Source organism: Pseudomonas sp. TWR3-1-1 (genome assembly GCF_049896545.1).
GTDB classification, from domain to species: domain Bacteria; phylum Pseudomonadota; class Gammaproteobacteria; order Pseudomonadales; family Pseudomonadaceae; genus Aquipseudomonas; species Aquipseudomonas weihenstephanensis.
This window is the reverse complement of record NZ_JAFCUO010000001.1, coordinates 110,821-135,713: the sequence shown is the minus strand read 5'-3', so window position 1 is coordinate 135,713 and position 24,893 is coordinate 110,821. Positions and strand designations below refer to the sequence as shown.

Here is a 24,893-nt window from a genome sequence, read left to right as displayed (position 1 = left end):
AAAACTGGCCGATGATTTGCCCGTGTTTAATCCAGCGAGAGTCAACGCCATGAGCAAGCGCCCCAACAAGGCCAAATCCATTGTCGCCCAACCCTTGTTCCGCAGCCGCCAGGAACGCCCCGCCAAAGGCAAAGGCAGCTACCGCCGCGAAGCCTTCCAGTCGAGAGACCGGGAGGCTTTTTACCTTCTGGCTGCCTGACGACGGGAATGTTAAGGTCTGCATCTGATTCGCATTACCTGGACCTGCGCATGCCCTCAAGTCATACACGCCGTTGGCCGATGCGCCAACTGATCGCTGCTTCTAGCGTCATCCTTTTAGTCGCCTGCGCAGAGAAACCCACCGCAGCCGATGCTCAACCCCTGCCTGTGACGCCTGCCGCACCTGCGGTGATCTCGGCGCCTGTTGCAGACACCCTCGACATCCAGCCCGCTCAAAGCTTCAGCGAGTGGCAAGCCAATTTCCGCGTTCAAGCCCTTAAAGCCGGGATCAGCCCGCTGGTGTTTGATAACGCATTCAAAGACATCACCCCGGACATGGGCGTGATCAAGGCCGACCGCAGCCAACCTGAATTCAGCCGCCCGGTGTGGGAGTACCTTGACGGTGCCCTCTCCCCTTTGCGCGTGCGTAACGGTCAACGCCTGCTGGAGCAGAATGCCCAATTGCTGAGCCGCATCGAACAGCGCTATGGCGTTGACCGCCAGGCACTGGTGTCGGTGTGGGGCATGGAAAGCAACTTCGGTACGTTTCAGGGCAACAAGTCGGTGATTCGTTCACTGGCCACCCTCGCCTATGAAGGTCGCCGCCCGGAGTTTGCCCAGAGCCAACTGATCGCCGCGCTGAAAATCATTCAGGAGGGCGACATTTCGCCCGAGAAAATGCTCGGTTCGTGGGCGGGTGCGATGGGGCAAACCCAGTTCATCCCCACCACCTATGAAACCCATGCGGTCGATTTCGATGGCGATGGTCGCCGCGATATCTGGAACAGCTCGGCCGACGCCCTGGCCTCGACTGCTCACTACCTGCAAAGCTCCGGCTGGAAGCAAGGTCAGCCGTGGGGCTTTGAAGTGAACCTGCCAGTCGGCTTCGACTATGCACTGGCTGACGGCGCGGTACGCAAATCTGTTGGCGAGTGGCAAAAGATCGGTGTCATTGTGCCAGCCAACGCGGCGGGAGCTGATCAATTGAGCGCCACCTTGTTGCTACCGGCCGGCTACCGTGGCCCGGCATTTTTGGTGCTGGATAACTTCCGCGCCATCCTTCGGTACAACAACTCATCGTCCTATGCACTGGCCGTGGGTTTGTTGTCTGAGCGCTTCGCAGGCCAAGGGACGATCAAAGGGGAGTGGCCCAAGGATGAGCGACCACTAAGCCGCTCAGAGCGTGTCGAACTGCAAACCCTGCTCAGCAACCGCCATTACGATGCGGGCAAAGCGGACGGGATTATCGGGGCGAATACCCGTAAGGCGATCCGTAGCGCGCAGCAAGCCTTGGGCTGGCCCGCAGATGGCTATCCATCCCATAAGCTGCTTGAAAGCTTGCGTAACCCGTAGGCATCGCCCTCACCCCAACCGTTTCCCTGGAGAGGTTGGGGTGAGGGGCTTCAAGCCTTATGGTTGTTGATCGTAACCACGCACTGCTCTAGCACCAACTGCTGGCGATCAGCATCCAGACTCACCAAAGCGCCCATCGGCAACGTAAGGTTCGGGTCGCAATGCCCACTCCGCCAACCTGCCAGCACGGGAATGCCCAAAGGCTCAAACGTCTGCCCCACCAGTCGGATCAACGCCTCGTGTTCAACACCCGCCACATCCCCCACCAAGACCCCGCGCAACCCGGCAAACTTGCCCGCCAGGCGCAATTGCGTCAAGAAGCGGTCGATCCGGTACAGCGGCTCGTTGACGTCTTCGATAAACAGAATGATGTCGTCTGCATCCAGTTCGAACGCTGTGCCCATCATGGCGCAGATCATCGCCAGATTGCCGCCCAGTAAACGACCACAAGCAACGCCCGGCGCCACGGTGGTCAAGGGAAAGGCAGCCGGGTGGGCCAACTGTGATCCTTGACGGCCGCTGAGCATGTCCAGCAAAGAAGATTCGGTGGGCGCCTGTTTGTCACCCAGCAAGTCAGCGTTAAGCATCGGCCCGTGAAAGGTCACAAAGCCTGCATAACGGGTGATCGCCAAGTGCAGCGCGGTGATGTCGCTATAACCGATGAACGGTTTTGGATGACGTTTAAGTCGCTCAAAATCGATACCGTCGAGCAAGCGAGGGCTGCCATAGCCGCCGCGCATGCACAAAATGGCGTCAATGCTGTCATCCGTAAACGCGTCGTGCAGATCGCGCAAGCGAGTTGCATCAGCGCCTGCCAGATAACCGTCCTTTCCCCACACGCCAGGAAACAAACGCAGTTGATAGCCGCGCGCTTGTATCCATTGGGTAGCAAGGCTCAGGTCAAGTTCGGCGGGGCCTGCCGGGGCGATCAGGCCGATCACCCCGCCAGCGGGTAGCGCGGGCACTGCGCTGTGGGCCTTGTAGGACACCTGCGCGGTAAGCCGGCTATTCATGCGTTCACTCACCAATCAACATGGTTTTGACCAGCTTGGCCTGCTCATCGGCATGGTACGAAGAACGCACCAAGGGGCCCGAGGCGACGTTTTTGAAGCCCATTTTGTAGCCTTCCTCGGCGAACCAGGCGAAGACGTCCGGGTGAACAAAACGCTGCACCGGCAAGTGGCTGCGCGACGGTTGCAGGTATTGGCCCAACGTCAGCATGTCGATGTCGTGCTCACGCATGCGCTTCATCACTTCAATGACTTCTTCGTCCGTTTCACCCAGGCCCAGCATCAAGCCGGATTTGGTCGGGATGTGCGGCATCATTTGCTTGAAGCGTTGCAGCAAGGTCAACGACCACTGGTAGTCGGAACCCGGACGCGCAGCCTTGTAGAGGCGCGGCACGGTTTCGAGGTTGTGGTTGAACACGTCAGGCGGCTCGGCAGCGGTGATTTCCAACGCGACGTCCATGCGCCCACGGTAGTCGGGCACCAGCGTTTCGAGCAGCACGTTCGGCGACAATTTGCGGATTTCACGGATGCAATCGGCAAAGTGCTGCGCACCACCGTCACGCAGGTCATCACGGTCGACCGAGGTGATCACCACGTATTTCAAACGCAAGTCAGCAATGGCGACCGCCAGGCTTTCTGGCTCATTGACGTCCAGTGGCTTCGGTCGTCCGTGGCCCACGTCGCAGAACGGGCAGCGACGGGTGCAGATGTCGCCCATGATCATGAACGTCGCCGTACCGCCGGAGAAGCATTCGCCCAGGTTCGGGCAGGAGGCTTCTTCACACACGCTGTGCAACTTGTGCTTGCGCAGCAACGCTTTGATGCGGTCGACTTCCGGCGATACCGGGATGCGCACCCGAATCCAGTCAGGCTTCTTCGGCAACTCGGTGGTCGGAATGATCTTGACCGGGATACGCGCAACCTTCTCGGCACCGCGCAATTTGACGCCGGTCTCAACCTTGGAACGGGCCTCGCTGGCGCGGGCTGCACGTTCGGAGATGTCCAGCGTAGGGATCAGGGTTTGAACAGCGTCTTGCGCAGTAGTCATATCAATCGATTCCGCCCGTGAGGGTCGTCTGCTCAGCATAGTCGAGGTGTTTGACGAGTTGCGCACGCAGTCGGGCACTCACCTCGGCAAATTCAATCGGGCCTGCATGGTCACGCAACTGGGTCATCGCCAGCCCCGCATAACCACAGGGGTTAATCCGTCGAAACGGTTCCAGGTCCATGTCTACATTCAGGGCCAGACCGTGGAAAGAGCAGCCATTGCGAATCCGCAGGCCCAGTGAGGCGATTTTGGCGCCGTCGACATAGACACCCGGCGCATCCACTTTGGCCTGAGCGTTTACGCCATAGCTGGCGAGCAACTCGATCAGGCAGCGCTCCATCCGGCTGACCAGCTCACGTACACCAAACCCTAACCGGCGGACGTCCAGCAACAGATAAGCGACCATCTGACCGGGCCCGTGGTACGTCACCTGCCCGCCGCGGTCCGATTTGACCACCGGGATATCACCCGGCAACAGCAGGTGCTCGGCCTTGCCTGCCTGACCTTGGGTAAACACCGGCGGATGCTGCACCAGCCAGACTTCATCTTGCGTGTCCGGTTGTTGCTTGCGTGCTTCGGTAAAGCGCTGCATCGCCAGCCAGGTGCGCTCGTAATCAAGCTGACCCAGCTCGCGAATACCCAAGACCTGCGACATCACAACACCATGTGCACGAAGCCGGTGGCCCGCAGTTCGCTGTTGATGTTGTAGAGCTGATCCTGATCGGTTGCCACGATGTGCAACTGGATCGTTGTGTACTTGCCATTGGTGCTTTGACGTTCGTCGACACGCTCATCATTGACCGTCGCGTGTTTCTTCACGATGTCGATGATCTTGTCTTTGTTGCCCACACCCGTGTCGCTGATCACCTTAACCGGGTAATCCACGTTAGGGAATTCGATCTTTGGCGCCTTTACTTCGGTATCGCTCATGGCGTATTGGCCTCGTAAGCCCGGAACTACAGACATGACCCCGTGCCGGGTAGGCACGGGGTCACACAGGTGGGTGCAATCAGTTGAACAACCCGTAGAAGAATAGACGGATGCTATCCCACACGCGTCGGAAAATTCCACCTTCCTCAACGGGTTCAAGTGCGATCAAGTCGGCACTGTGAACAACTTTATCGTCGAGTTTGACTTCAACCTTGCCGATCACGTCACCTTTGGCGATCGGCGCCATCAGTTGCGGGTTCATGGTCATGCTGGCCGCGAGCTTTTTCAACTGGCCTTTAGGCAGGGTCAGGGTCAGGTCATCGGCCAGACCGGCTTTGACCTGGTTGGTGGTGCCTTTCCAGACCGGTGCTTGTGCCAGCTCAGTGCCCTTCTGGTAGAAGGTCTGGGTTTCGAAGAAACGGAAACCGTAGGTCAGCAGCTTTTGCGTCTCGGCAGCACGGGCCGCCTCGCTGTTGGTGCCGAACACCACCGCGATCAAACGCATGCCATCACGCACAGCCGACGACACCATGCAGTAGCCCGCTTCATCGGTATGACCGGTTTTCAGGCCATCAACGGTTTTGTCGCGCCACAGCAGCAGGTTGCGGTTAGGCTGCTTGATGCCGTTCCAGAAGAACTCCTTCTGCGAGTAGATCGCATAGTGAGTCGGGTCTTCGTGGATGATCGCGCGAGCCAGCAGCGACATGTCGTGCGCCGACGAGTAGTGATCGGGGTTTGGCAGGCCGGTCGGGTTCATGAAGTGGCTGTTGGTCATGCCCAACTCGCCCGCGGTTTTGTTCATCAGGTCGGCGAACGCGTCTTCACTGCCGGCGATGTGCTCGGACAGCGCAACGCTGGCGTCGTTACCCGACTGAATGATGATCCCGTGCAGCAAGTCGCTGACCGATACCTGGGAACCGACTTTGATGAACATCCGCGAACCACCGGTACGCCAGGCATTTTCGCTGACGGTTACCGGATCGTTTTCACCGATCTGGCCACGACGGATTTCCAGGGTCGCAATGTACGCAGTCATCAGCTTGGTCAGGCTGGCAGGCGGCAGGCGTTGATCGCCATTGTTCTCAACCAGCACGTTACCGCTGCTGGCATCCATGAGTACGTAGGACTTGGCGGCAAGCTGCGGCGGCGACGGCATCATTTCGGCTGCAAAGGCAGCAGGCGTAATGATCAGCGGGACAAGCAGGCACAGGCGTTTGGCAAAGGTGGTGATGTTCATCCGTCTCTCGAAATTGTTAATGGAAACTTACCCTCGCGGGCAAAACTGTTGTGACAGCCGTTTGACGGGCTGTCGCGTATTCAGTTGCAGCGTGGCCCTCGCAGGGCTTTTATTCTTCGCCGCCACAACTGCGTTTGAGCCTCGAAGGTTCAAGGCCCAACGCGTTAATCAGTGTTACTGATCCGATGTCACAACGCTTGGCTGGCCCAAGTTGGCCAGACGCACGCTGTTTTGCGCTTGTTGTACTTCACCGGCCGAGGCGATTGGCCCCAGTCGTACACGGTGCAAGGTTTGTTGATTGCGCACAATTGAACTGATGAACACCGGAGCGCTGACCATGCCACTGAGCTTGGAGCGAAGCAACTCTGCCGCGTCAGGGTTGGCAAATGCGCCGACCTGCAAGTACGTGCCGTGGCCACTGGCCATGCCTGGCACCGGTACGACATCACTCGCGTGCTGCTGCGCAGGTGGCGTCCATTGTTCAACCTTGCCGGTCGACACCGTAGGGCCGGGGGCATTCTGAGCCATTTTTGGCTCATTGAGCATCAACGGCGCCGGGCGACCGCGCTGCGCCCACCACGCTTGCGGGTCAATGCCTTCAACCTTGACCCGCGCCGTGCCGGTTTCGGCATAGCCGAGTTTTTTGGCCGCCGCATAAGACAAGTCAATGATGCGGTCGGAGTAGAACGGGCCACGGTCGTTGACCCGCAGCACTACAGCTTTACCGTTGTCCAGGTTGGTCACTTTGACGTAGCTGGGCAGTGGCAGGGTTTTGTGCGCGGCGCTCATGCCGTACAGGTCATACACCTCGCCATTGGCGGTGTTTTGACCATGAAACTTGGTGCCGTACCAAGAGGCAGTACCCGATGCGACGTAAGTCTTGGACTCTTGAATCGGGAAGTAGGTTTTACCCAGCACGGTGTACGGGTTGGCCTTGTAGGGCCCGGTGTGCAGGGTCGGGGTGGCATCGGGGATGCGCGAGACGTCCACGTCCCACCACGGCGCGCCGTCTTTGTGCGCGCGGTTGATGTCCAGCCCCGGCGTGGCGCGAACAACGGCGGTCGACTTTTGTGGCGCGGCGGTGCGGCTGCTGGAGCAGCTCACCACCAGCAACGCAAGGGCGGCGCAGGCAGCGACTTTAAGAGGTGTGCGGATCGCTAGAAACGGCATTACTTATTGCCCCGTGCTTGAACCAGCAGGTCGGACAGTTGGTGCACTGCCATGGCGTACATCACGCTACGGTTGTAGCGCGTGATCGCGTAAAAATTCTTCAGGCCCATCCAGTATTCGGGGCCGTTTTCGCCTTCGAGACGGAACGCGGTGACCGGCATGTCGTCAGGCAGCGCATCATGACTCGACCACCCCAGCGCTCGCAACTCCCCGACGGTTTTCACCGGCTCGATGCCTTGGGTCAAGCCTTCATCGACCCGCTCGCCCTGTACGTCGGCGCGAATCACCACCGGCTCACCGGCCACCCAGCCATGACGCTTAAAGTAGCTGGCAGCGCTGCCAATCGCGTCGTCCGGGTTGCTCCAGATGTTGATGTGGCCGTCGCCGTCAAAGTCCACGGCGTAAGCGCGAAAGCTGCTCGGCATAAATTGCGGCAAGCCCATTGCACCTGCGTACGAGCCTTTAAGGGTCAACGGGTCGACCTGCTCTTCACGGGCCAACAACAGGAACTCACGCAGCTCCTTGCGGAAGAACTCGGCGCGTGGCGGGTAATCAAAGCCCAGGGTCGACAACGCGTCGATCACCCGATAATTGCCGGTGTTGCGACCGTAGAAGGTTTCAACGCCGATGATCGACACAATTACTTGTGCCGAAACACCGTATTCCTGCTCGGCACGGGCCAGTACGGCTTCGTGCTCGCGCCAAAAATCGACACCACGGGCAATACGGGCATCAGAAATAAAGATGGGGCGGTATTCTTTCCACTGCTTGACGCGCTCGGCAGGACGCGAAATAGCGTCGAGAATGCTCTGCTTGCGCTGAGCCTGGCGAAACACGTCCATCAGCTGTTCGCCGGCAAACCCGTAGTCGCGGGTCATTTCACCGACAAACTCAGCCACTTGGGGTGAGCCGTCATAGTCGCCAGCCACCGCGCCTTGCGCCGCCCCGAACAGACCCAACAGGCCTACCCATGACGCGTATCGAGCGGCCCAGCCACGCATTACTTGCATTGAATAATTCACCTTAATCAAACTTGCGCGATCCACTTGCGATGCGTGTGGATCGACATCAAAACCCCAAACGCTGACAGCAGCGTGACGAGCGAAGTTCCGCCGTAGCTAATAAACGGCAATGGCACGCCCACCACCGGCAACAGGCCACTGACCATACCGATGTTGACGAAAACATAAACAAAAAACGTCATGGTCAGGCTGCCGGCCAGCAATTTGCCGAACAGCGTCTGGGCCTGGGCCGTAATCACCAGGCCGCGACCAATCAACAGCAGGTAGATCAGCAGCAATGCGCAAATCCCTACCAGGCCGAATTCTTCGCCCATCACCGCGATGATGAAGTCGGTGTGGCTTTCGGGCAGAAAGTCCAGATGCGACTGGGTGCCCAACAGCCAGCCTTTGCCAAACACCCCGCCAGAACCGATGGCCGCCTTGGACTGAATGATGTTCCAGCCGGTGCCCAGCGGGTCGCTTTCAGGGTCGAGAAAGGTCAGTACCCGCTGCTTCTGGTAGTCGTGCATCACGAAAAACCACATGGCCACCGCCACCGGGATGGTGGCCGCCAATACGCTGAGGATCCAGCGCCAGCGCAAACCGCCCATAAACAGCACAAACGCACCGCCCGCCAGCACCAGCAACGCGGTGCCAAGGTCGGGCTGGCGCACAATCAGCGCAAACGGCACGCCGATCAGCATCAAACTGATAGCAACGTGCTTGAGCTGCGGGGGCAAGGTGCGCTTGGAGAGATACCAGGCGATGGTCGCCGGCATCAAAATCTTCATGAACTCCGAAGGCTGGAAGCGAATCACCCCCGGTATGTTAATCCAGCGCGTGGCGCCCATCGCGTTGTGGCCCATCACGTCTACCACCACCAGCAACAACACACCGACCAGGTACCCGATGGGCACCCAGCGCGCCATAAAGCGGGGCTCAAGCTGGGCAATGATAAACATCGACACCAGACCGATACCGAACGAGGTCGCCTGCTTGCTCAGCAGGTCCCAGCTTTTACCGCTGGCCGAATACAACACAAACAAACTGCCAGCTGCCAGGGTCAGCAGCAAAATCAGCAGCGGGCCATCAATGTGCAAGCGCTGAAGCAGCGAGGCACGCCGACGCATCACATCCTCACTGGAGAGCATGCGATCAAAATTACTCATCACTGGCCGAAACCTCCGCCTTTGAAGGGCTGGCGTACTCAGGTTTGAGCTTGCCGTCTGCATCCAGTAACCAGGCGTCCATGACCTTGCGCACCACTGGCGAGGCGACGCGGCTGCCCGCCTCACCGTTTTCAATCATCACCGAGACCGTAATCTGCGGGTTATTGGCCGGCGCAAAACCGACGAACAAAGCGTGGTCGCGGTGGCGTTCCTGAACCTTGGAACGGTCATACTTTTCGCCTTGCTTGATGGCCACCACCTGCGCCGTACCACTTTTGCCGGCAATCAGGTATTGCGCGCCAACCCCGGCGACCCGGGCCGTACCGCGTGCGCCATGCACCACTTGCTGCATGCCGTGGCTGACCTTGGCCCAGTTGGAGGGGTCGCGCAGCACGATATCAGGCATCGGATTCGGGTCCACGGGCGGTACGCCTTCAATGGTCTTGGCCAGATGCGGGCGAATCCACTTGCCCTTGCTGGCAATCAGCGCCGTGGCTTGCGCCAGTTGCAAAGGCGTGGACTGCATGTAGCCCTGACCGATCCCCAAAATCAGGGTTTCACCCGGAAACCAGGCCTGACGTCGGGTGGCGCGCTTCCACTCGCGCGACGGCATCAGCCCCGCCGACTCTTCAAACATGTCGAGGGAGACTTTCTGACCAATGCCGAACTGGTTCATGTAGGTCGACAGCCGGTCAATGCCCAGCTTGTGGGCCAGGTCGTAGAAGTAGGTGTCATTGGAACGCATGATCGCCGTGTCCAAATCCACATAGCCATCACCGCTGCGGTTCCAGTTACGGTATTTGTGATCGTAATTGGGCAACTGGTAATAACCGGGGTCGTAGACGCGCGAGGCACCGGTGATCACGCCGCTGTCGAGGCCGGCAATCGCCACCGCAGGCTTGATGGTCGAACCCGGCGGGTACAGGCCGCGCAAAATCCGGTTAAACAGCGGGCGATCAATGGAGTCGCGTAACTCGGCGTAAGCCTTGAAGCTGATGCCGGTCACAAACAGGTTGGGGTCAAAACTGGGTTGACTGACCATTGCCAGCACCTCGCCCGTCATCGGGTTCAGGGCGACAACAGCGCCACGGCGCCCGGCCAGCGCTTCCTCGGCGGCTTCCTGCAACTTGATATCGAGGCTGAGCACGATGTCTTTGCCGGGGATCGGGTCGGTGCGTTTAAGCACGCGCAACACCCGGCCACGGGCGTTGGTTTCAACTTCTTCGTAACCCACCTGCCCGTGCAGCTCGGCTTCATAGAAGCGCTCGATGCCGGTTTTACCGATGTGATGGGTGCCGCTGTAATTGACCGGATCGAGGGTTTTAAGCTCTTTTTCGTTGATCCGCCCCATGTACCCCACCGAGTGCGCAAAGTGCGCGCCTTGCGGGTAGTGGCGCACCAACTGCGCAACCACTTCCACCCCTGGCAGGCGGAACTGGTTAACGGCAATGCGGGCGATCTGCTCTTCGTTCAGCTCAAACAGAATGGGCACCGGCTCAAACGGCCGACGCCCCTGTTTCATGCGCTTTTCAAACAGTGCGCGGTCTTGCGGGGTGAGTTGCAACACCTCAACAATCACGTCGAGCACTTGTTGCCAGTCGCCGGAGCGCTCGCGGGTCATGCTCAGGCTGAAGCTTGGCCGGTTGTCGGCGATCACCACCCCATTGCGGTCAAAAATCAGGCCACGGGTGGGGGGAATCGGCTGCACGTGCACCCGGTTGTTTTCCGACAATGTCGAGTGGTACTCGTACTGCACCACTTGCAAGTAGTACAGGCGCGCGATCAGCGCACAAATGAGCGCCACCACGACACAGGCGCCGACCACGACGCGGCTGCGCACAAGGCGTGCGTCTTTCTCGTGGTCTTTGAGGCGAATCGGCTGAGACATTCAGGACGCTGACTATTTGTGATAAGGGTGCCCGGACAGAACCGTCCAGGCGCGATACAACTGCTCACCAATCAGAATCCTTACCAACGGGTGCGGCAACGTCAACGGCGACAACGACCAGCGTTGATCGGCACGCGCGCACACTTCGGGCGCCAGCCCTTCAGGGCCGCCCACCATGAAGTTGACCGTGCGCGAGTCCAGGCGCCAGCGGTCGAGTTCGACCGCCAGTTGCTCGGTACTCCAGGGCTTACCGTGCACTTCCAGCGTGACAATCCGCTCGCCCGGGCCGACTTTGGCCAGCATGGCCTCGCCTTCCTGACGGATAAAACGGGCCACGTCGGCATTCTTGCCACGGGTATTGAGCGGTATTTCTACCAGTTCGAGCGCCAGCTCGGATGGCAGACGCTTGGCATATTCATGCCAGCCTTCTTCCACCCACTTGGGCATACGCGAACCGACAGCGATCAAACGCAGGCGCACAGCGAACCCTTATTCCTGGTCTTTGTTGAGCTTGAGGAAATGCTCATGGGTGTTTTCCGGGCTGTGGTGAGCAGCGCTGCCTGCACGGCTTTGCTCGGCACCGGCCCACAGACGCTCCAGGTCGTAGAACTGACGGGCGCTGGCGGTCATCATGTGAACGATCACGTCGTCCATGTCCAGCAGTACCCAATCGCTGTCGCCCTTGCCTTCTTCACCCAATGGCTTGACGCCCAGGGCTTTCACCGCTTCACGGATTTTGTCGAGCATTGCGCCGATCTGACGGTTCGAGGTACCGGTGGCAATGATCATGTAATCGGTGATGCTGTGCTTGTCGCGCACATCAATCACTTGAATGTCCTGGGCTTTGACGTCTTCCAGCGCGGCAACAGCAACCTTGACCAGCTCGTCGCCTTTGAGCGGCTCGGCGCTAAAGGTTTTTTCTGGCAGCGGAGCGCTCTTGAAGGTGCCTTTGCGTTTTACTTTGCTTACATCTTTGTTGGTCATATAAAACTCGTTTTGCTCGTATGTTCGGGGGGTTCAATACACGTCAAATCGTGCCTTGAACCACGCCTTTTTCAGTTCGACGCACGGTAAAGCCCGTGCGCATCGATGTAGGCCAGGACCGCGTCGGGCACCAGATAACGTACCGACTTACCGCTGGCCAGCAGTTGACGGATCTGGGTGGCGGATACCGCGAGCGGTGTCTGCCAGACGAATGCAATCTGTCCGCTCGACCCTTTCAGGGCCAGCGGGTCGCTTACCGAGCGCGCCGCCAACAGATTGCGCAAGGCATCCGGCGGTTCGCTGTCGGCATCCGGGCGCTGTAGCACCAGGATATGGCAATGCTGGAGCAACTCTTCCCAGCGATGCCACGTGGGCAGGCCGCAAAACGCGTCCCAACCCAGCAATAAAAACAACTGGTCGTCGGCGGCCAACTCGGCCCGCATCAGTTCCAGGGTGTCGATTGTGTAGGACGGCTTGTCCCGTTGCAGTTCCCGGGCGTCAACCACCAGCGTAGCCACTCCGGCGACGGCGCACTCAACCATCGCCAAACGGTCGTGCGCTGACACTTGCGGGGTGTCGCGGTGGGGTGGCCTGGCGTTGGGGGTCAGACGCAGCTCATCGAGCGCCATCATTTCCGCCACTTCCAGCCCACCGCGCAAATGCCCGATGTGCACCGGATCGAAGGTTCCACCCAACACGCCAATGCGCCGGGGTAACGCGTCGTTCAGCGGTGCCATCATTGGCGCGTCAAGGTCGGCCAATTCAAGCCGGCTCCTGACCGCGCAGCTGCCCATCACCGACCACAATGTACTTCTCGCAGGTCAAACCTTCGAGACCCACCGGGCCGCGGGCGTGCAGCTTATCAGTAGAAATGCCAATCTCCGCACCCAATCCGTATTCAAATCCATCGGCGAAGCAGGTTGGGGTGTTGAGCATCACCGAACTGGAGTCCACTTCGGCCATAAAACGCCGTGCGTCGCCCTGGTGTTCGGTCACGATCGAGTCGGTGTGATGGGAGCCGTAGTGATTGATGTGTTCAATCGCCTGGTCCAGCCCGTCGACAATACGGATCGACAAAATCGCGTCCAGGTACTCGGTGTGCCAGTCGTCTTCAGTGGCAGCCACCACGTCAATCAGCGCCTGCGTGCGCTCACAACCGCGCAGCTCGACACCTTTGGCACGAAACTCTTCGGCCATTGCCGGCAAGAACTGCGCCGCCACCGCCTGATCGACCAGCAAGGTTTCCATCGCCCCGCAAATGCCATAACGGTAGGTTTTGGCATTGAACGCAATACGCTGGGCTTTTGTCAGGTCCGCCTGGGCACTCACGTATACATGGCAGATGCCGTCCAGGTGCTTGATGACCGGAACACGGGCGTCACGGCTCACGCGCTCGATCAAGCCTTTGCCACCGCGCGGCACGATCACGTCCACATACTCGGGCATGGTGATCAATGCACCGACGGCGGCACGGTCCGTGACCTCAACCACTTGCACCACTGCCGGCGGCAGACCGGCTTCAGCCAGCCCTCGCTGGATACAGGCGGCAATCGCACGGTTGGAATGAATGGCCTCGGAGCCACCACGCAAAATAGTCGCGTTGCCCGACTTCAAGCACAGGCTCGCAGCATCGATGGTCACATTGGGGCGCGACTCATAAATAATGCCAACCACGCCCAGCGGCACGCGCATTTTGCCCACCTGAATGCCCGAAGGCCGGTAGCTCATGTCGCGAATCGCGCCGACCGGGTCCGGCAAGCTGGCCACCTGACGCAAACCGACGATCATGCCGTCGATGCGCGCAGGGGTCAGCGCCAGACGCTCCAACATCGCGGGCTCCAGACCATTGGCCCGCCCCGCCGCCAGATCCTGCTCGTTGGCAGCGGTGAGTTCGGGACGGGCAGCATCCAATGCAGCGGCAGCCGCCAGCAGGGCACGGTTTTTTTGCCCGGTGCTGGCACGGCCAATCACACGGGACGCTTGGCGAGCGGCGCGACCCAGGCGGGTCATGTAGTCAAGAACGGACTCAGTCATGGTCTCAATGGTCTTGGCAGGGAGGAAAGCGGCCGATTATAGCGGTCCCGCCGCCTCACGCACAGCGGTGGCAGGCGGATGGTCGAAATGGGCTGTAAATACACCGCGTTCAGCCTCGATTAAGCAGGTCTTGCTATGATCTGCCCCTTTTCAGCCATCCATTAATCGATCCGAAGATGCCCAACGTACTGCCGGATTCATTTTTTGACCGTGACGCCCAGCGCGTCGCCCGCCAACTGCTGGGCAAAGTCATCCGCCATCGAGTCAACGGGCTGTGGCTGAGCGCGCGCATTATCGAAACCGAAGCCTATTACTGCGTCGATAAGGGCAGCCACGCGTCATTGGGCTATACCGAAAAACGCAAAGCGCTGTTTATGGATGGCGGGCACATTTACATGTACTACGCTCGCGGCGGTGATTCGTTGAACTTCAGCGCCCACGGCCCCGGCAATGCGGTACTGATCAAGTCGGCGTACCCCTGGGTTGACGCGCTCTCAGGCCCTGAAAGCTTGGCGCAGATGCAACGCAACAATCCGGACACACACGGCAATCCGCGCCCCGCTGCCAGGCTCTGCGCCGGGCAAACGCTGCTGTGTAAAGCGTTGGGGCTGAAAGTGCGCGAATGGGATGCAAAATGTTTCGACCATGAACGTTTGCGGGTCGATGACGTCGCACAACAACCCTCGCAGATCATTCAAACCACGCGTTTGGGCATCCCTCACGGGCGTGACGAGCACCTGATGTACCGCTTTGTCGATGCCGACTATGCCGCGCACTGCACACGCAACCCGCTACGCCGCGGGCAGGTTGAGGGCCGGGACTATGTGACGCTGCAACACACCTGCACCGCCGATTAAATAACGATCAAAAGGAAGTTGAAACATGGGCCCATGGCTCGATAGCGTAACTGGCTGGCTAACAGCCAACCCGCAGTGGCTGGGCCTCGCGGTATTTATTGTGGCGTGCGTGGAGTGCCTGGCAATTGCCGGGATCATCGTGCCCGGCACCGTTTTGCTGTTTGCGATTGCCGTCATGGCCGGCAGCGGCGCCCTGTCATTGGGTGAAACCCTGTTATTGGGTTTTCTCGGCGGCCTGCTCGGTGATGTGGTGTCTTACGCACTGGGCAGACGCTTCCACCAAAACATTCGGCGATTACCGCTGTTACGCACCCATCCTCAATGGATGAACGGCGCCGAGAGCTACTTTCACAAGTACGGCATTGTCAGCTTGCTGATTGGCCGCTTTATCGGCCCGCTGCGCCCGATGCTGCCGATGGTGGCGGGCATGTGCGACATGCCCATCCCGCGCTTTATTGGTGTCAGCCTGCTGGCCGGCATGGGTTGGGCAGTGGCGTACTTGCTGCCCGGTTGGGCGACCGGGGCCGCCATCCGCCTGCCCTTGCCCGAAGGGTTCTGGCCGCAAGCCGCGGTGGTTGCTGTCGGCCTGGCCGCGCTGCTGGGCCTGAGCATCAATGCCAGCATCCGGCGCCAATCCGGGGCCACGGTGCTGATCGGTGCCCTGAGCCTGAGCCTGCTGCTGGCAGTGTTCGTCGGCTACCCCTACCTCAGCGCTCTGGACCGGGGCATCTCGGCACTGGTGCAAGAACATCGCAGCAGCGCGATGGACATGGCCGCGGTCCTGGTGACGCAAATTGGCAACTTCCGCACCCAGTTCCTGGCTGCCGCCGTGGTCTGCGTCATTTTGCTGGTGACCCGCCAATGGCGCGCCATGTTCTTTTTCGGTGGGGTCACGCTGTTTACGGCTGTGGCCAACACCACGACCAAACACTTCTTTGCACGGATGCGCCCAGACGTATTGGTCGACCCGCTCACCAGTTACAGCATGCCCAGCGGGCACAGTTCGGGGGCGTTTGCATTTTTTGTGGCGCTGGCGATTCTGGCCGGGCGCGAGCAACCGCAACGCATGCGCGTGACGTGGGTGTTGCTGGGGTGCCTGCTGGCGATCACGGTCGCCATGTCACGGGTTTACCTGGGCGCTCATTGGCCAACAGACATCATGGCCGGCGCATTACTGGCGATTACGGTCAATGCGTTTGCACTCGCCCTGAGCCAACGCTTTATGCCGCTCAGCCCGGTCCCGCAAAAAGTCTGGTGGGTGATTTTGCCCGCCTGCACCGCGCTGTACGGCTTTTTTATGCTCGGGCACCTGTCCAAAGAGCTGCTGCGCTACGCCTATTGATAGCCCAAAACGCAGCTCATTTTGCAGGAGCCACCGAGGTACGGGGCTGCGTTCAGGCGCAGCCTCTTATGCCCCGTCAGCCACGCCAAATCAGCGACGGTTCAATTAAGGGCCTCACCCTGCATCTCGTCGAGCAGCACTTGAATACCATCAAGGCGCTGCTGCGGGTCATCGACTTGCAGCAGTTGGAGCTTGTCCTCTTCGGCAAAAGGCAACAAATACGCCAGCTGATTGCCCAGTGACTGCTGCCCCGACACCTCGGTGTTCATCTCCAGAGCCGCCACCATGGGATGCTCTGCCAACGCTTTGAGTAACGCCAGCAGGTCTTGATCTTCGTCACCCAGCGGTTGCTCGGCAACTTCATCCAGCCATTCAATTTCGGCCAGCAATGACTGATTGGGTTGCGCCTGCGAGCTCAAGACCTGAAAGCGCCGCCCGCCTTCGACACGAATGCCCAGCAGCCCGTTGTCCTGCTGTTTGAAGTCTCGGATCAGTGCCTCGCACCCAATCAGGGCGATATCTTGCGGGGCGTCGCCCACTTCGCTGCCCTCAAGAATGCAGACCACGCCAAAGCCTGCACCCTGCTTCATGCAGCAGGCGATCATATCGAGGTAGCGCGCCTCAAAGATTTGCAGGTCCAGCACACACCCCGGAAACAGCACGGTATTGAGGGGAAACAACGGCAATGTCATGTCTACGTCCTTACACCATGAGGCTGACGGCCAGCGGTAAAAATACCGCCGTACCCACGCCCATTAAACTCATCGCCAACGCCGCAAAGGCGCCGCACTCTTCGCTTTCTTGCAAGGCCACCGATGTGCCCACCGCATGCGCCGTCATACCCAATGCCATGCCGCGCGCCTCGGTGCTGTGAACGCGTAACAGGCTCAGCAGGCTTGGGCCGACGATCGCACCGATGACCCCGGTAATCAGTACAAACACTGCCGCCAACGCCGCCACACCGCCAATTTGCTCTGCCACCAGCATGGCAATCGGTGAAGTGACCGACTTGGGCGCCAACGTCATCAGCACTCTGTGCTCCGTGCCGAACCAGGCGCCCAACAGCACCACGAGACCGGTCGCAAATACCCCGCCAATCACCAGCGTAGTAAAGATGGGCCAAAACAGTTGCCGGATTCGCCGCAGGTTCAAGTACAACGGCACCGCCAACGCTACCGTGGCAGGCCCCAGCAGAATGCTCAGAATGTCAGTGCTGTTGCGGTACTCGTCGTAGCTCAGGCCACAACTGAGCAACACGCCAATCACCAACAACATCGAGGCCAGCACGGGCTGTAGAAAGATCCAGCGGGTTTTCTCAAACGCTGCGAGCACCAGTTGATAAGCACCCAAAGTGATGCCGATACCAAACAGCGGGTGATGAATCACGGCGTACCAGGCACCTTGCCATTCCAGGGTCATGGCCGCTCCTCAGGGTGCTGATGACGTTTGAGCAAACGCTGCATCAACACACCGACGAAGGCCATCGAGATTAAAAGCGACAATACCAATGCCCCGGCAATGGCCCAAAAATCTGCCGCGATATCGCGCGCGTAAACCATCACCCCCACGGCGGGCGGCACTAACAGCAAGGGCAAGTAGCGCAGCAGACCACTGGCGGCTTGACTTAACGGCTCGGAGACTTCGCCGCGCACCATCAAAAATGCCAATAGCAGCAGCAACCCGATAATGGGGCCGGGCAAAACGGGGATGAACACATGATTGAGGGCGGTGCCGAGTAATTGAAACAGCACCAGCCAGGTCAGGCCGCGTAACAACATTTCACATCTCCAGCGATCTTTTTTGCGGCGCATTATAGGCACGCTCCCAACCCGCTGGCATGGCTAACGCCATGATCGGCCGGTGAATATCTCAGGATGTTTCATGTGGCCCTCTAGAGCGGCTTCCTTTGCTGCGGCATACTCGGTGGCCTAACTTTGCGGATCCTGCCATGCGCCCATTTGTCCCCCTCGCTTTGACCCTGCTGCTGACGGCCTGTGGCGACGGTGAATCGCTGTTGCCGCCGGACGCGCGCCTGCCCGATGGCGGGCGCTATCGCGGTGAAGTGGTCAATGGGTTGCTGCAAGGCCCGGGGCGCATCGACTACCCGAATGGCAGTTGGTACGCAGGTAATTTCAGCAATGGGGTGTTCCAGGGCCAGGGCGAATGGCACGCCAGCAATGGCGATGTGTACCGTGGCTCGTTTGAGCAAGGTTTATACAGCGGCCAGGGCAGCCTGATCACCCACGACAGCGATTACATGGGCGGCTTCAAGCAGGGCCGGCGCGAAGGTGAAGGCACGCTTAAAGAAGGCGGCATGAGTTATCGCGGCGAGTTCAAAGACGACCAGTTCTGGGGCAACGGCCACCTTGAACTCGATGACGGCAGCCAGTATGAGGGCCAGTTCGCGCGCGGCAAACCCCACGGCCAGGGCAAGCGCAGCGATGCCAGCGGTAATGAATTCACTGGCACGTTTGTGAACGGTCAACTTGAGGGCAGCGGCATTTTCAACAGTGCCGAAGGCGATCAGTACGAAGGCGAATTCAAAGACAACCAGCTCAATGGCAAAGGCCGCTACGAAAACGCAGACGGCGATGTGTGGATCGGCGAGTTCAAGGATGGCGCCCTCACTGGCAAAGGCGAGTTCATTGGCATCGACGCCAGTCATTATCGCGGCCAGTTCAGCGAGTGGCGCTTCAACGGCCCCGGCCATCTCAGCCTTGCGGACGGCAGCACCTACGTCGGGGACTTTGCCAACGACACCTATCAGGGCTACGGCACCTTGACGCTGAGCGACGGCTCGGTCGAAAAGGGCTACTGGATCAACGGCCTGCGGGTACGCGACGATAAAGGCAACCTGTTGCCCGACCCGCTGGAGCTGGGTTTACTCAACCAGGGCAAGCTACTGGACAAGGCCCTTAAAGCGGTGCCGCAGTCCACCCCGGCCATTGAGCTGTACAGCCTGGTACTGGGGGGCGACGGCAAGCAAAGCGTGTTTTTGCGTGAAGCCGACTACGTCAGCGACATGCTCGCCAGCCGTTTCGGCAGCCGCGGCCAGATCAGCCTGGTCAACCATCGCGATCACTTGATGGATCGCCCTATGGCCACCCGCGAAAACCTGCACCGCGCCGCCAAAACCCTGGCCGAGCGCTCCGGCCCCGAAGACCTGGTCTTCATTTACCTGACCAGCCACGGCACCCACGATCACGAACTGGTGCTGGACCAGCCGCGCCTTGAACTGGCCGATCTGCCCGCCGAAGATTTGGCAGCCGCTCTGGCCCCCCTCAAGCATCGCGACAAAATCATTGTGGTTTCCGCCTGCTACTCCGGCGGTTTCATACCGGCGCTCAAGGATGAAAGAACCTTGATCATGACCGCGTCCGAGGCCAACAAAGTGTCGTTTGGGTGTTCGGAAGAAGCCGACTTCACTTACTTCGGCAATGCCCTGTTTGCCCAAGCCCTGAACCAGACTGACGACCTGCAAAAAGCTTTCGCACTGGCCAGGCAGTACGTCGCCGAACGCGAAAAAACCGATAACTTCGAGCCTTCTGAGCCACAAATCTGGGCCCCTAAAGGTGTATTGAACCATTGGCAACGCTTGCGCGAGCACCAGGCCCGGCAGGCGCTGCACTAAACCGATTGAACAGCATGCACGCCCAGAGTGACTAAGCTGACTGTATTAAGGGAGAACTCGCATGTACCTGACGCCTAAGCACATCTTGCTTGCTGGTGCCACCGGTCTGACCGGTGAGCTTTTGCTCGACCGCTTACTTAACGAACCCACCATCGAACGCGTGCTCGCCCCCTCGCGCAAGCCATTGGCCGAACACCCGCACCTGGACAACCCGGTGGGTGAGCCTGCGGTGTTTTTGCCTCAGCTCAGCGGCCCGGTCGACGTGGCCTTCTGCTGTTTGGGCACCACGATCAAACAGGCAGGGTCGGAACAAGCGTTTCGCGCTGTGGATCACGACATGGTCGTGGAATTTGGCAAGCGTGCGCGGGAGATGGGTGCACGGCACTTGATCGTCGTCAGCGCCATCGGGGCCGACCCCAAATCTTCCGTGTTCTATACCCGGGTCAAAGGCGAGATGGAGCAATCTTTGCGCGCTCAAGGCTGGCCGCAACTGACCCTTGCACGCCCCTCGGTGCTGATTGGTGAGCGCGTGGAAGAGCGACCAGTGGAAAAAATTGCGGCCACTCTGTCCAAGCTGGTGCCCGGCAAATACCACGGTATTGAAGCCTGCGAGCTTGCCCGTGCTCTGTGGCGATTGGCACTGGAAGAAGACAACGGTGTGCGCGTGGTTGAGTCGGACGAGCTGAGAAAGTTGGGCAAGTAACCCCACTGGCTACAGCCCGCCGCTGGCCTGAAACCCGACGCCCAGAACGGTCAGCACCGACAGCGGCAACAACACCGTATCGAGCAACGCGCTGGCCGGCAGATCCAGCCCCGGGTAGCGCGGGGCTTGCGCGCCAAACCGGTCCAGCGCACAACAACCGCCCTGCATTGCATACCAATCCAGCCGCGTGCCCGCGTACACCACCGGCGCGCCCGGCTTGGCCGCGTCCAGCGTTCGAACGCTGGCGCAGCCCCCGATGTGCATCACCGCCAGCAAGGCCAGCAGCGCTTTACTCATCGCCGCCCACATGGTGCTCGCCCCAACGCGGGAGCATGTCCTGCGGGATGTTGAGCAGATTGAGAATCCGTGCCACTACAAAGTCGACCAAGTCATCGATGGTTTGCGGCTGGTGATAGAAACCCGGCGAGGCGGGCAAGATCACGGCGCCCATGTTCGACAGCTTGAGCATGTTCTCCAGATGGATGCTGGAGTACGGCGCCTCTCGCGGCACCAGAATCAACTGGCGCCGCTCTTTGAGGGTCACGTCCGCCGCACGCTCGACCAGGTTGTTGCAAGCCCCGGTGGCAATGGCCGACAGCGTGCCCGTGGAGCATGGCACCACCACCATCGCAGCAGGCGCGCCAGAGCCGGAAGCCACGGGCGACATCCAGTCTTCTTTGCCGTAGACGCGAATCTGCCCGGCAGCCGCGCCGGTGTATTCGGTCAGAAAGGTCTGCATGGCTTGTGGTTTAGGCGGCAGGTTGACGTCGGTTTCGGTCGCCATCACCAATTGCGCGGCCTTGGAGATCAAAAAATGCACTTCGCGGTCTTCGCGCACCAGGCAATCGAGCAGGCGCAACGCATATTGCATGCCCGAAGCGCCCGTCACGGCCAGCGTGATGCGTTCCGGGCCGTTCATCGCAATGCATCCGCTAATTTGCCGTGCAACCCGCCGAAACCGCCGTTGCTCATGATCACCACATGCGCGCCCGGTTTAACGTGGGTTTTGACGTCCGCAATGATCGCCTCCAGCGAATCGCACACCTGCGTGGACACGGGGCTGGATGCGACCGTGGCCGCCAGATCCCACCCCAGATTGGCCGGGGCATACCAGACCACGTGATCGGCTTGCACCACACTGCCCGGCAAACCGTCGCGGTGGGCGCCCAGTTTCATGGAGTTGGAGCGCGGCTCGATGACGGCGATGAGCGGTGCATCGCCAATGCGTTTGCGCAGGCCGTCCAGCGTGGTGGCAATGGCCGTTGGATGATGCGCAAAGTCGTCATACAGCGTGATGCCATTGACCTCGGCGACTTTTTCCATCCGCCGTTTCACACTTTTAAACGCACTCAAGCCTTCAATGGCCATGCTCGGCACCACGCCCACATGGCGCGCAGCGGCCAAGGTCGCCAAGGCGTTAGCGACGTTATGCTGCCCGGTCATGTCCCACTCGACGGTGCCTTGAACGGTGCCGTCAAACAGCACCTCAAAGCGCGAACCGTCGGCACTGAGTAAGCGCGCCTGCCATTGACCGCCCTCGCCCGTGGTTTGCACCGGCGTCCAGCACCCCATCTCGATGACCCGCTGCAACGCAGGCTCGGTGGTGGGGTGAATCACCAGTCCTTCACTCGGGATCGTGCGGACCAAGTGGTGAAATTGACGCTCAATCGAGGGGAGATCCGGGAAGATATCAGCGTGATCGAACTCAAGGTTGTTCAAAATCGCGGTACGTGGGCGGTAATGCACAAACTTTGAGCGTTTGTCGAAGAAGGCGCTGTCGTACTCATCGGCCTCGACCACAAAAAAAGGCGTGTCGCCCAAACGGGCCGAGACCGCAAAGTTTTGCGGTACGCCACCGATCAGGAAGCCCGGCGCCATGCCCGCGTGCTCAAGCACCCAGGCCAGCATGCTGCTGGTCGTGGTTTTGCCATGGGTCCCGGCCACGGCCAGCACCCAGCGACCTTGGAGTACGTGGTCAGCCAGCCACTGCGGGCCAGACACATAAGGCAGGCCCTTGTTCAGTACGTACTCGACCGCCGGATTGCCGCGCGACAGTGCGTTGCCAATGACCACCAGGTCAGGCGCGGGGTCGAGCTGGGCCGGGTCGTAACCTTGAGTCAACTCAATGCCTTGAGCTTGCAACTGGGTGCTCATTGGCGGGTAGACGTTCGCATCGGAGCCTGTGACGTGATGGCCCAGCTCTTTGGCCAATACCGCCAGCGAACCCATGAAAGTGCCGCAAATACCAAGAATATGAATGTGCATAGTCGACCTCGTAAATCATCGGCGAAGGGTAGCGTAGGGGGCTTTTTTTCGCACCTGATGATTCGGGGGCATTAGCCCCTGACCCTCACCCTGGCACTCTGATGCAGGGAGAGGGCAGGGTGAGGGCCGGCCTTAACGCTCGATCCCATGTTTGCGCAGCTTGCGATACAGCGTATTGCGGCTGACCCCCAGTTGCAGCGCGGTGTGGGTCATGTGCCAGCGATGCAATTGCAGCGCCATCAGCAAGGCCATTTTCTCGGCCTCTTCCAGCGGCTGCTCTGAAGGCGCAACCACTCCGACAGGCGCTATCCGCACGTTGGCCGGCAGATCCTGAAGTTTGATCTCGCCACCCTCACACAACGCCGCCAGGGTGCGCAGTACGTTGCGCATTTGCCGCACGTTGCCCGGCCAGGCAAAGTTCAGCAAGGCGTCTCGCGCCTCGTGCTGGATGACCAGCGGCTCCTGCCCTGCTTCTTCGGCCAGCAGAAAATCCAGCAACTGCGACTTGTCACTGCGATCACGCAAGGCCGGCAAGGTGATTTCCAGCCCGTTCAACCGGTAAAACAGGTCTTCGCGAAAACTGCCCTCGGCCACCCGCTCCAGCAGGTTACGGTGAGTCGCACTGATGATGCGCACGTTGACCGCTTGTGGCTCGCCGCCAATCGGCACCACCAAGCGGTCCTCCAGCACTCTTAACAGCCGCGTTTGCATGGCCAGTGGCATGTCGCCGATTTCGTCCAGAAACAAGGTGCCGCCATCAGCCTGCTGCAACTTGCCTTGCATCCCTTCTTTGCGCGCGCCCGTAAAGCTGCCACCGCGATAACCGAACAATTCGCTTTCAATCAGGCTTTCGGGGATCGCGGCGCAGTTGAGTGCTACGAACGACTGCCCAGCGCGCAAGCTGGCCTGGTGCACGGCCTTGGCAAAGGCTTCTTTACCCGAGCCGGTTTCGCCATTGATGAGCAACGGCACGTCGCGCTCAAACACCCGCAGGGCACGCCGAAAGTCGTTTTGCAACGCTTCATCGCCCAAACAAATACTGCTTGTTTGCACGCGCACCGGCTCAGGCTGAACACGAACAGGGGTCGGCACCGTGCGCGCCGGGCCACGCAATGCGGCAAATAAATAACGGCCGTCACGGGTGCACAATGGCCAACTGGCACTGGCTTGCGGGGTCGCACGGGCAAACAGCTCATCACCCGAACTGTCGAACAGGCCATCAATGTTGTGCCCCACCAGCCCGTCACGGGCTTTGCCCAGCAGGTTGAGTGCGCTTTGATTCACCGCGCAGATCACCCCGTCGCCATCAAACGCCAGCATGCCTTCGCTAAACAGCCCGAGTGACTGAGCTTGCAGATGAAAACGCAGCAGCCATTGGCCTTCAAAGTGATGCAGGAAGTAGCTGCTTTCGATGATTTTGGCGGAGAGATTGACCAGCGCCATCGTATGAAACTGGCTCTGGCGCGACACTTCATGGCGCGCCGAAGACACATCCAGCACCGCCAGCAACTCGCCCTGCGGGTCAAATACCGGGCTTGCCGAGCAGGTCAGGCCGGTATGACGGCCACGAAAGTGTTCGTCCTGATGGATGGTCAGCGCCTGGCGCTCAACCATGCAGGTGCCGATGCCATTGGTGCCTTCACGGGCCTCACTCCAGTCCGCCCCCAGCCACAAACCTGCGTGTTCAAACACTTTACGCTCGGCAGGCGCGGTCACGCAGTTAAGAATCACGCCCCGCGCATCGGTCAACAGCACCGCATGACCGGCCCCCGAAAGCTGTTGATGCAGGCTGTTCATTTCATGACCGGCAATGTGCAACACCTGTTGCAGGCGCTCGCGGCCTTCAAGAATGCGCCCATGTTCAAGCACCGTAGGGGCGATGTTTTGCGCGGGATCGAGGTGGTAATCCTCCAGGCAGCGTTGCCAGGAGCGAACGATTGACGGGTCGCATCCTTGAGGATGGCCCTGGGTGACGTCGATGACTTGTCGGGCGTGCCGACTGATATCTGCACTGCGCATTTTTATTGTTCTCCGCTCTGTCTCGGCGGTCTTAGCGTGCACGGGGAAAATGAC

26 protein-coding genes are annotated in these 24,893 nt (G+C 59.8%); 6 read left to right on the top strand and 20 right to left on the bottom strand.

The window, feature by feature from the left end:
• Nucleotides 1-49 precede the first annotated feature (49 nt).
• The gene (arfA, locus tag ACP7A4_RS00710; RefSeq protein ID WP_048362381.1) at nucleotides 50-199 is read left to right on the top strand and encodes an alternative ribosome rescue factor ArfA; all 150 of its coding nucleotides are present in this window, start codon (nucleotides 50-52) and stop codon (nucleotides 197-199) included.
• 50 nt (nucleotides 200-249) lie between these two features.
• Entirely contained in the window at nucleotides 250-1,551 is a 1,302-nt protein-coding gene (locus ACP7A4_RS00705; protein WP_426245118.1) for a lytic murein transglycosylase, read from the top strand.
• Nucleotides 1,552-1,601: 50 nt separating this feature from the next.
• On the opposite strand, the gene ACP7A4_RS00700 is transcribed toward ACP7A4_RS00705, so the two are convergent.
• The 13 genes from ACP7A4_RS00700 to ACP7A4_RS00640 form a co-directional block, all read right to left on the bottom strand.
• Nucleotides 1,602-2,564, bottom strand: a complete 963-nt coding sequence (locus ACP7A4_RS00700; protein ID WP_426245116.1) for a S66 peptidase family protein — start codon at nucleotides 2,562-2,564, stop codon at nucleotides 1,602-1,604.
• A 4-nt stretch (nucleotides 2,565-2,568) separates the two neighbouring features.
• The gene (gene lipA / locus ACP7A4_RS00695) at nucleotides 2,569-3,609 is read right to left on the bottom strand and encodes a lipoyl synthase (protein ID WP_048401478.1); all 1,041 of its coding nucleotides are present in this window, start codon (nucleotides 3,607-3,609) and stop codon (nucleotides 2,569-2,571) included.
• Nucleotide 3,610: 1 nt separating this feature from the next.
• Entirely contained in the window at nucleotides 3,611-4,264 is a 654-nt protein-coding gene (gene lipB / locus ACP7A4_RS00690; RefSeq protein ID WP_048362377.1) for a lipoyl(octanoyl) transferase LipB, read from the bottom strand.
• A complete protein-coding gene (locus ACP7A4_RS00685; RefSeq protein WP_048401480.1) occupies nucleotides 4,264-4,539 on the bottom strand; it encodes a DUF493 domain-containing protein in 276 nt (91 codons plus the stop codon). The genes lipB and ACP7A4_RS00685 overlap by 1 nt, the downstream gene beginning before the upstream one ends.
• A 79-nt stretch (nucleotides 4,540-4,618) precedes the next feature.
• Entirely contained in the window at nucleotides 4,619-5,776 is a 1,158-nt protein-coding gene (locus tag ACP7A4_RS00680; protein ID WP_048362375.1) for a D-alanyl-D-alanine carboxypeptidase family protein, read from the bottom strand.
• Between the two features lie 174 nt (nucleotides 5,777-5,950).
• Nucleotides 5,951-6,946: a septal ring lytic transglycosylase RlpA family protein gene (locus ACP7A4_RS00675; RefSeq protein ID WP_048362374.1), complete on the bottom strand. Its 996-nt coding sequence runs from the start codon at nucleotides 6,944-6,946 to the stop codon at nucleotides 5,951-5,953.
• On the bottom strand, nucleotides 6,946-7,956 hold the full coding sequence (gene mltB / locus ACP7A4_RS00670) for a lytic murein transglycosylase B (protein WP_426245112.1): 1,011 nt from the start codon (nucleotides 7,954-7,956) through the stop codon (nucleotides 6,946-6,948). The genes ACP7A4_RS00675 and mltB overlap by 1 nt, the downstream gene beginning before the upstream one ends.
• A 17-nt stretch (nucleotides 7,957-7,973) precedes the next feature.
• On the bottom strand, nucleotides 7,974-9,077 hold the full coding sequence (gene rodA, locus ACP7A4_RS00665) for a rod shape-determining protein RodA (RefSeq protein WP_048363005.1): 1,104 nt from the start codon (nucleotides 9,075-9,077) through the stop codon (nucleotides 7,974-7,976).
• Nucleotides 9,078-9,108: 31 nt separating this feature from the next.
• Nucleotides 9,109-11,004: a penicillin-binding protein 2 gene (mrdA, locus tag ACP7A4_RS00660; protein ID WP_059763828.1), complete on the bottom strand. Its 1,896-nt coding sequence runs from the start codon at nucleotides 11,002-11,004 to the stop codon at nucleotides 9,109-9,111.
• Between the two features lie 12 nt (nucleotides 11,005-11,016).
• The gene (gene rlmH / locus ACP7A4_RS00655; RefSeq protein WP_003444191.1) at nucleotides 11,017-11,484 is read right to left on the bottom strand and encodes a 23S rRNA (pseudouridine(1915)-N(3))-methyltransferase RlmH; all 468 of its coding nucleotides are present in this window, start codon (nucleotides 11,482-11,484) and stop codon (nucleotides 11,017-11,019) included.
• A gap of 9 nt (nucleotides 11,485-11,493) precedes the next feature.
• Nucleotides 11,494-11,988 (bottom strand): ribosome silencing factor, encoded by a 495-nt coding sequence (rsfS, locus tag ACP7A4_RS00650; protein ID WP_048362371.1) that lies wholly within the window; start codon nucleotides 11,986-11,988, stop codon nucleotides 11,494-11,496.
• 71 nt (nucleotides 11,989-12,059) lie between these two features.
• Nucleotides 12,060-12,725: a nicotinate-nucleotide adenylyltransferase gene (gene nadD, locus ACP7A4_RS00645; RefSeq protein WP_162207794.1), complete on the bottom strand. Its 666-nt coding sequence runs from the start codon at nucleotides 12,723-12,725 to the stop codon at nucleotides 12,060-12,062.
• A 25-nt stretch (nucleotides 12,726-12,750) separates the two neighbouring features.
• A complete protein-coding gene (locus tag ACP7A4_RS00640) occupies nucleotides 12,751-14,022 on the bottom strand; it encodes a glutamate-5-semialdehyde dehydrogenase (RefSeq protein ID WP_059763826.1) in 1,272 nt (423 codons plus the stop codon).
• A 176-nt stretch (nucleotides 14,023-14,198) separates the two neighbouring features.
• Here ACP7A4_RS00640 and ACP7A4_RS00635 point away from each other — a divergent pair, with 176 nt between their 5' ends.
• The gene (locus ACP7A4_RS00635; RefSeq protein WP_426245109.1) at nucleotides 14,199-14,879 is read left to right on the top strand and encodes a DNA-3-methyladenine glycosylase; all 681 of its coding nucleotides are present in this window, start codon (nucleotides 14,199-14,201) and stop codon (nucleotides 14,877-14,879) included.
• Between the two features lie 25 nt (nucleotides 14,880-14,904).
• A complete protein-coding gene (locus ACP7A4_RS00630; RefSeq protein ID WP_059763822.1) occupies nucleotides 14,905-16,221 on the top strand; it encodes a bifunctional DedA family/phosphatase PAP2 family protein in 1,317 nt (438 codons plus the stop codon).
• A gap of 101 nt (nucleotides 16,222-16,322) precedes the next feature.
• On the opposite strand, the gene ACP7A4_RS00625 is transcribed toward ACP7A4_RS00630, so the two are convergent.
• The 3 genes from ACP7A4_RS00625 to ACP7A4_RS00615 are packed head-to-tail and all read right to left on the bottom strand — an operon-like array spanning nucleotide 16,323 to nucleotide 17,999.
• Nucleotides 16,323-16,913: an LON peptidase substrate-binding domain-containing protein gene (locus ACP7A4_RS00625; protein WP_203302196.1), complete on the bottom strand. Its 591-nt coding sequence runs from the start codon at nucleotides 16,911-16,913 to the stop codon at nucleotides 16,323-16,325.
• A 10-nt stretch (nucleotides 16,914-16,923) separates the two neighbouring features.
• Nucleotides 16,924-17,640, bottom strand: a complete 717-nt coding sequence (locus tag ACP7A4_RS00620; RefSeq protein ID WP_059763818.1) for an LrgB family protein — start codon at nucleotides 17,638-17,640, stop codon at nucleotides 16,924-16,926.
• Nucleotides 17,637-17,999 carry a CidA/LrgA family protein gene (locus ACP7A4_RS00615; protein ID WP_059763816.1) on the bottom strand — a complete coding sequence of 121 codons (363 nt, stop codon included), beginning with the start codon at nucleotides 17,997-17,999 and terminating at the stop codon, nucleotides 17,637-17,639. Before ACP7A4_RS00615 ends, ACP7A4_RS00620 begins: the two co-directional genes overlap by 4 nt.
• Nucleotides 18,000-18,169: 170 nt before the next feature.
• Between ACP7A4_RS00615 and ACP7A4_RS00610 the strand changes: the two genes are divergently transcribed.
• Both ACP7A4_RS00610 and ACP7A4_RS00605 read left to right on the top strand, forming a co-directional pair.
• Nucleotides 18,170-19,852, top strand: coding sequence for a C13 family peptidase (locus ACP7A4_RS00610; RefSeq protein WP_426245106.1), 1,683 nt, complete (start codon nucleotides 18,170-18,172; stop codon nucleotides 19,850-19,852).
• 61 nt (nucleotides 19,853-19,913) lie between these two features.
• Nucleotides 19,914-20,555 (top strand): oxidoreductase, encoded by a 642-nt coding sequence (locus ACP7A4_RS00605; RefSeq protein ID WP_426245104.1) that lies wholly within the window; start codon nucleotides 19,914-19,916, stop codon nucleotides 20,553-20,555.
• A gap of 9 nt (nucleotides 20,556-20,564) precedes the next feature.
• Here the strand turns inward: ACP7A4_RS00605 and ACP7A4_RS00600 are convergent, their stop codons facing one another.
• The 4 genes from ACP7A4_RS00600 to ACP7A4_RS00585 form a co-directional block, all read right to left on the bottom strand.
• Nucleotides 20,565-20,852 carry a YceK/YidQ family lipoprotein gene (locus ACP7A4_RS00600; RefSeq protein WP_048362361.1) on the bottom strand — a complete coding sequence of 96 codons (288 nt, stop codon included), beginning with the start codon at nucleotides 20,850-20,852 and terminating at the stop codon, nucleotides 20,565-20,567.
• The gene (gene ubiX / locus ACP7A4_RS00595; RefSeq protein ID WP_059763809.1) at nucleotides 20,845-21,474 is read right to left on the bottom strand and encodes a flavin prenyltransferase UbiX; all 630 of its coding nucleotides are present in this window, start codon (nucleotides 21,472-21,474) and stop codon (nucleotides 20,845-20,847) included. Before ubiX ends, ACP7A4_RS00600 begins: the two co-directional genes overlap by 8 nt.
• A complete protein-coding gene (mpl, locus tag ACP7A4_RS00590) occupies nucleotides 21,471-22,820 on the bottom strand; it encodes a UDP-N-acetylmuramate:L-alanyl-gamma-D-glutamyl-meso-diaminopimelate ligase (RefSeq protein ID WP_059763807.1) in 1,350 nt (449 codons plus the stop codon). Before mpl ends, ubiX begins: the two co-directional genes overlap by 4 nt.
• A 132-nt stretch (nucleotides 22,821-22,952) precedes the next feature.
• A complete protein-coding gene (locus ACP7A4_RS00585) occupies nucleotides 22,953-24,839 on the bottom strand; it encodes a sigma-54-dependent Fis family transcriptional regulator (protein WP_426245101.1) in 1,887 nt (628 codons plus the stop codon).
• Nucleotides 24,840-24,893: the final 54 nt, after the last annotated feature.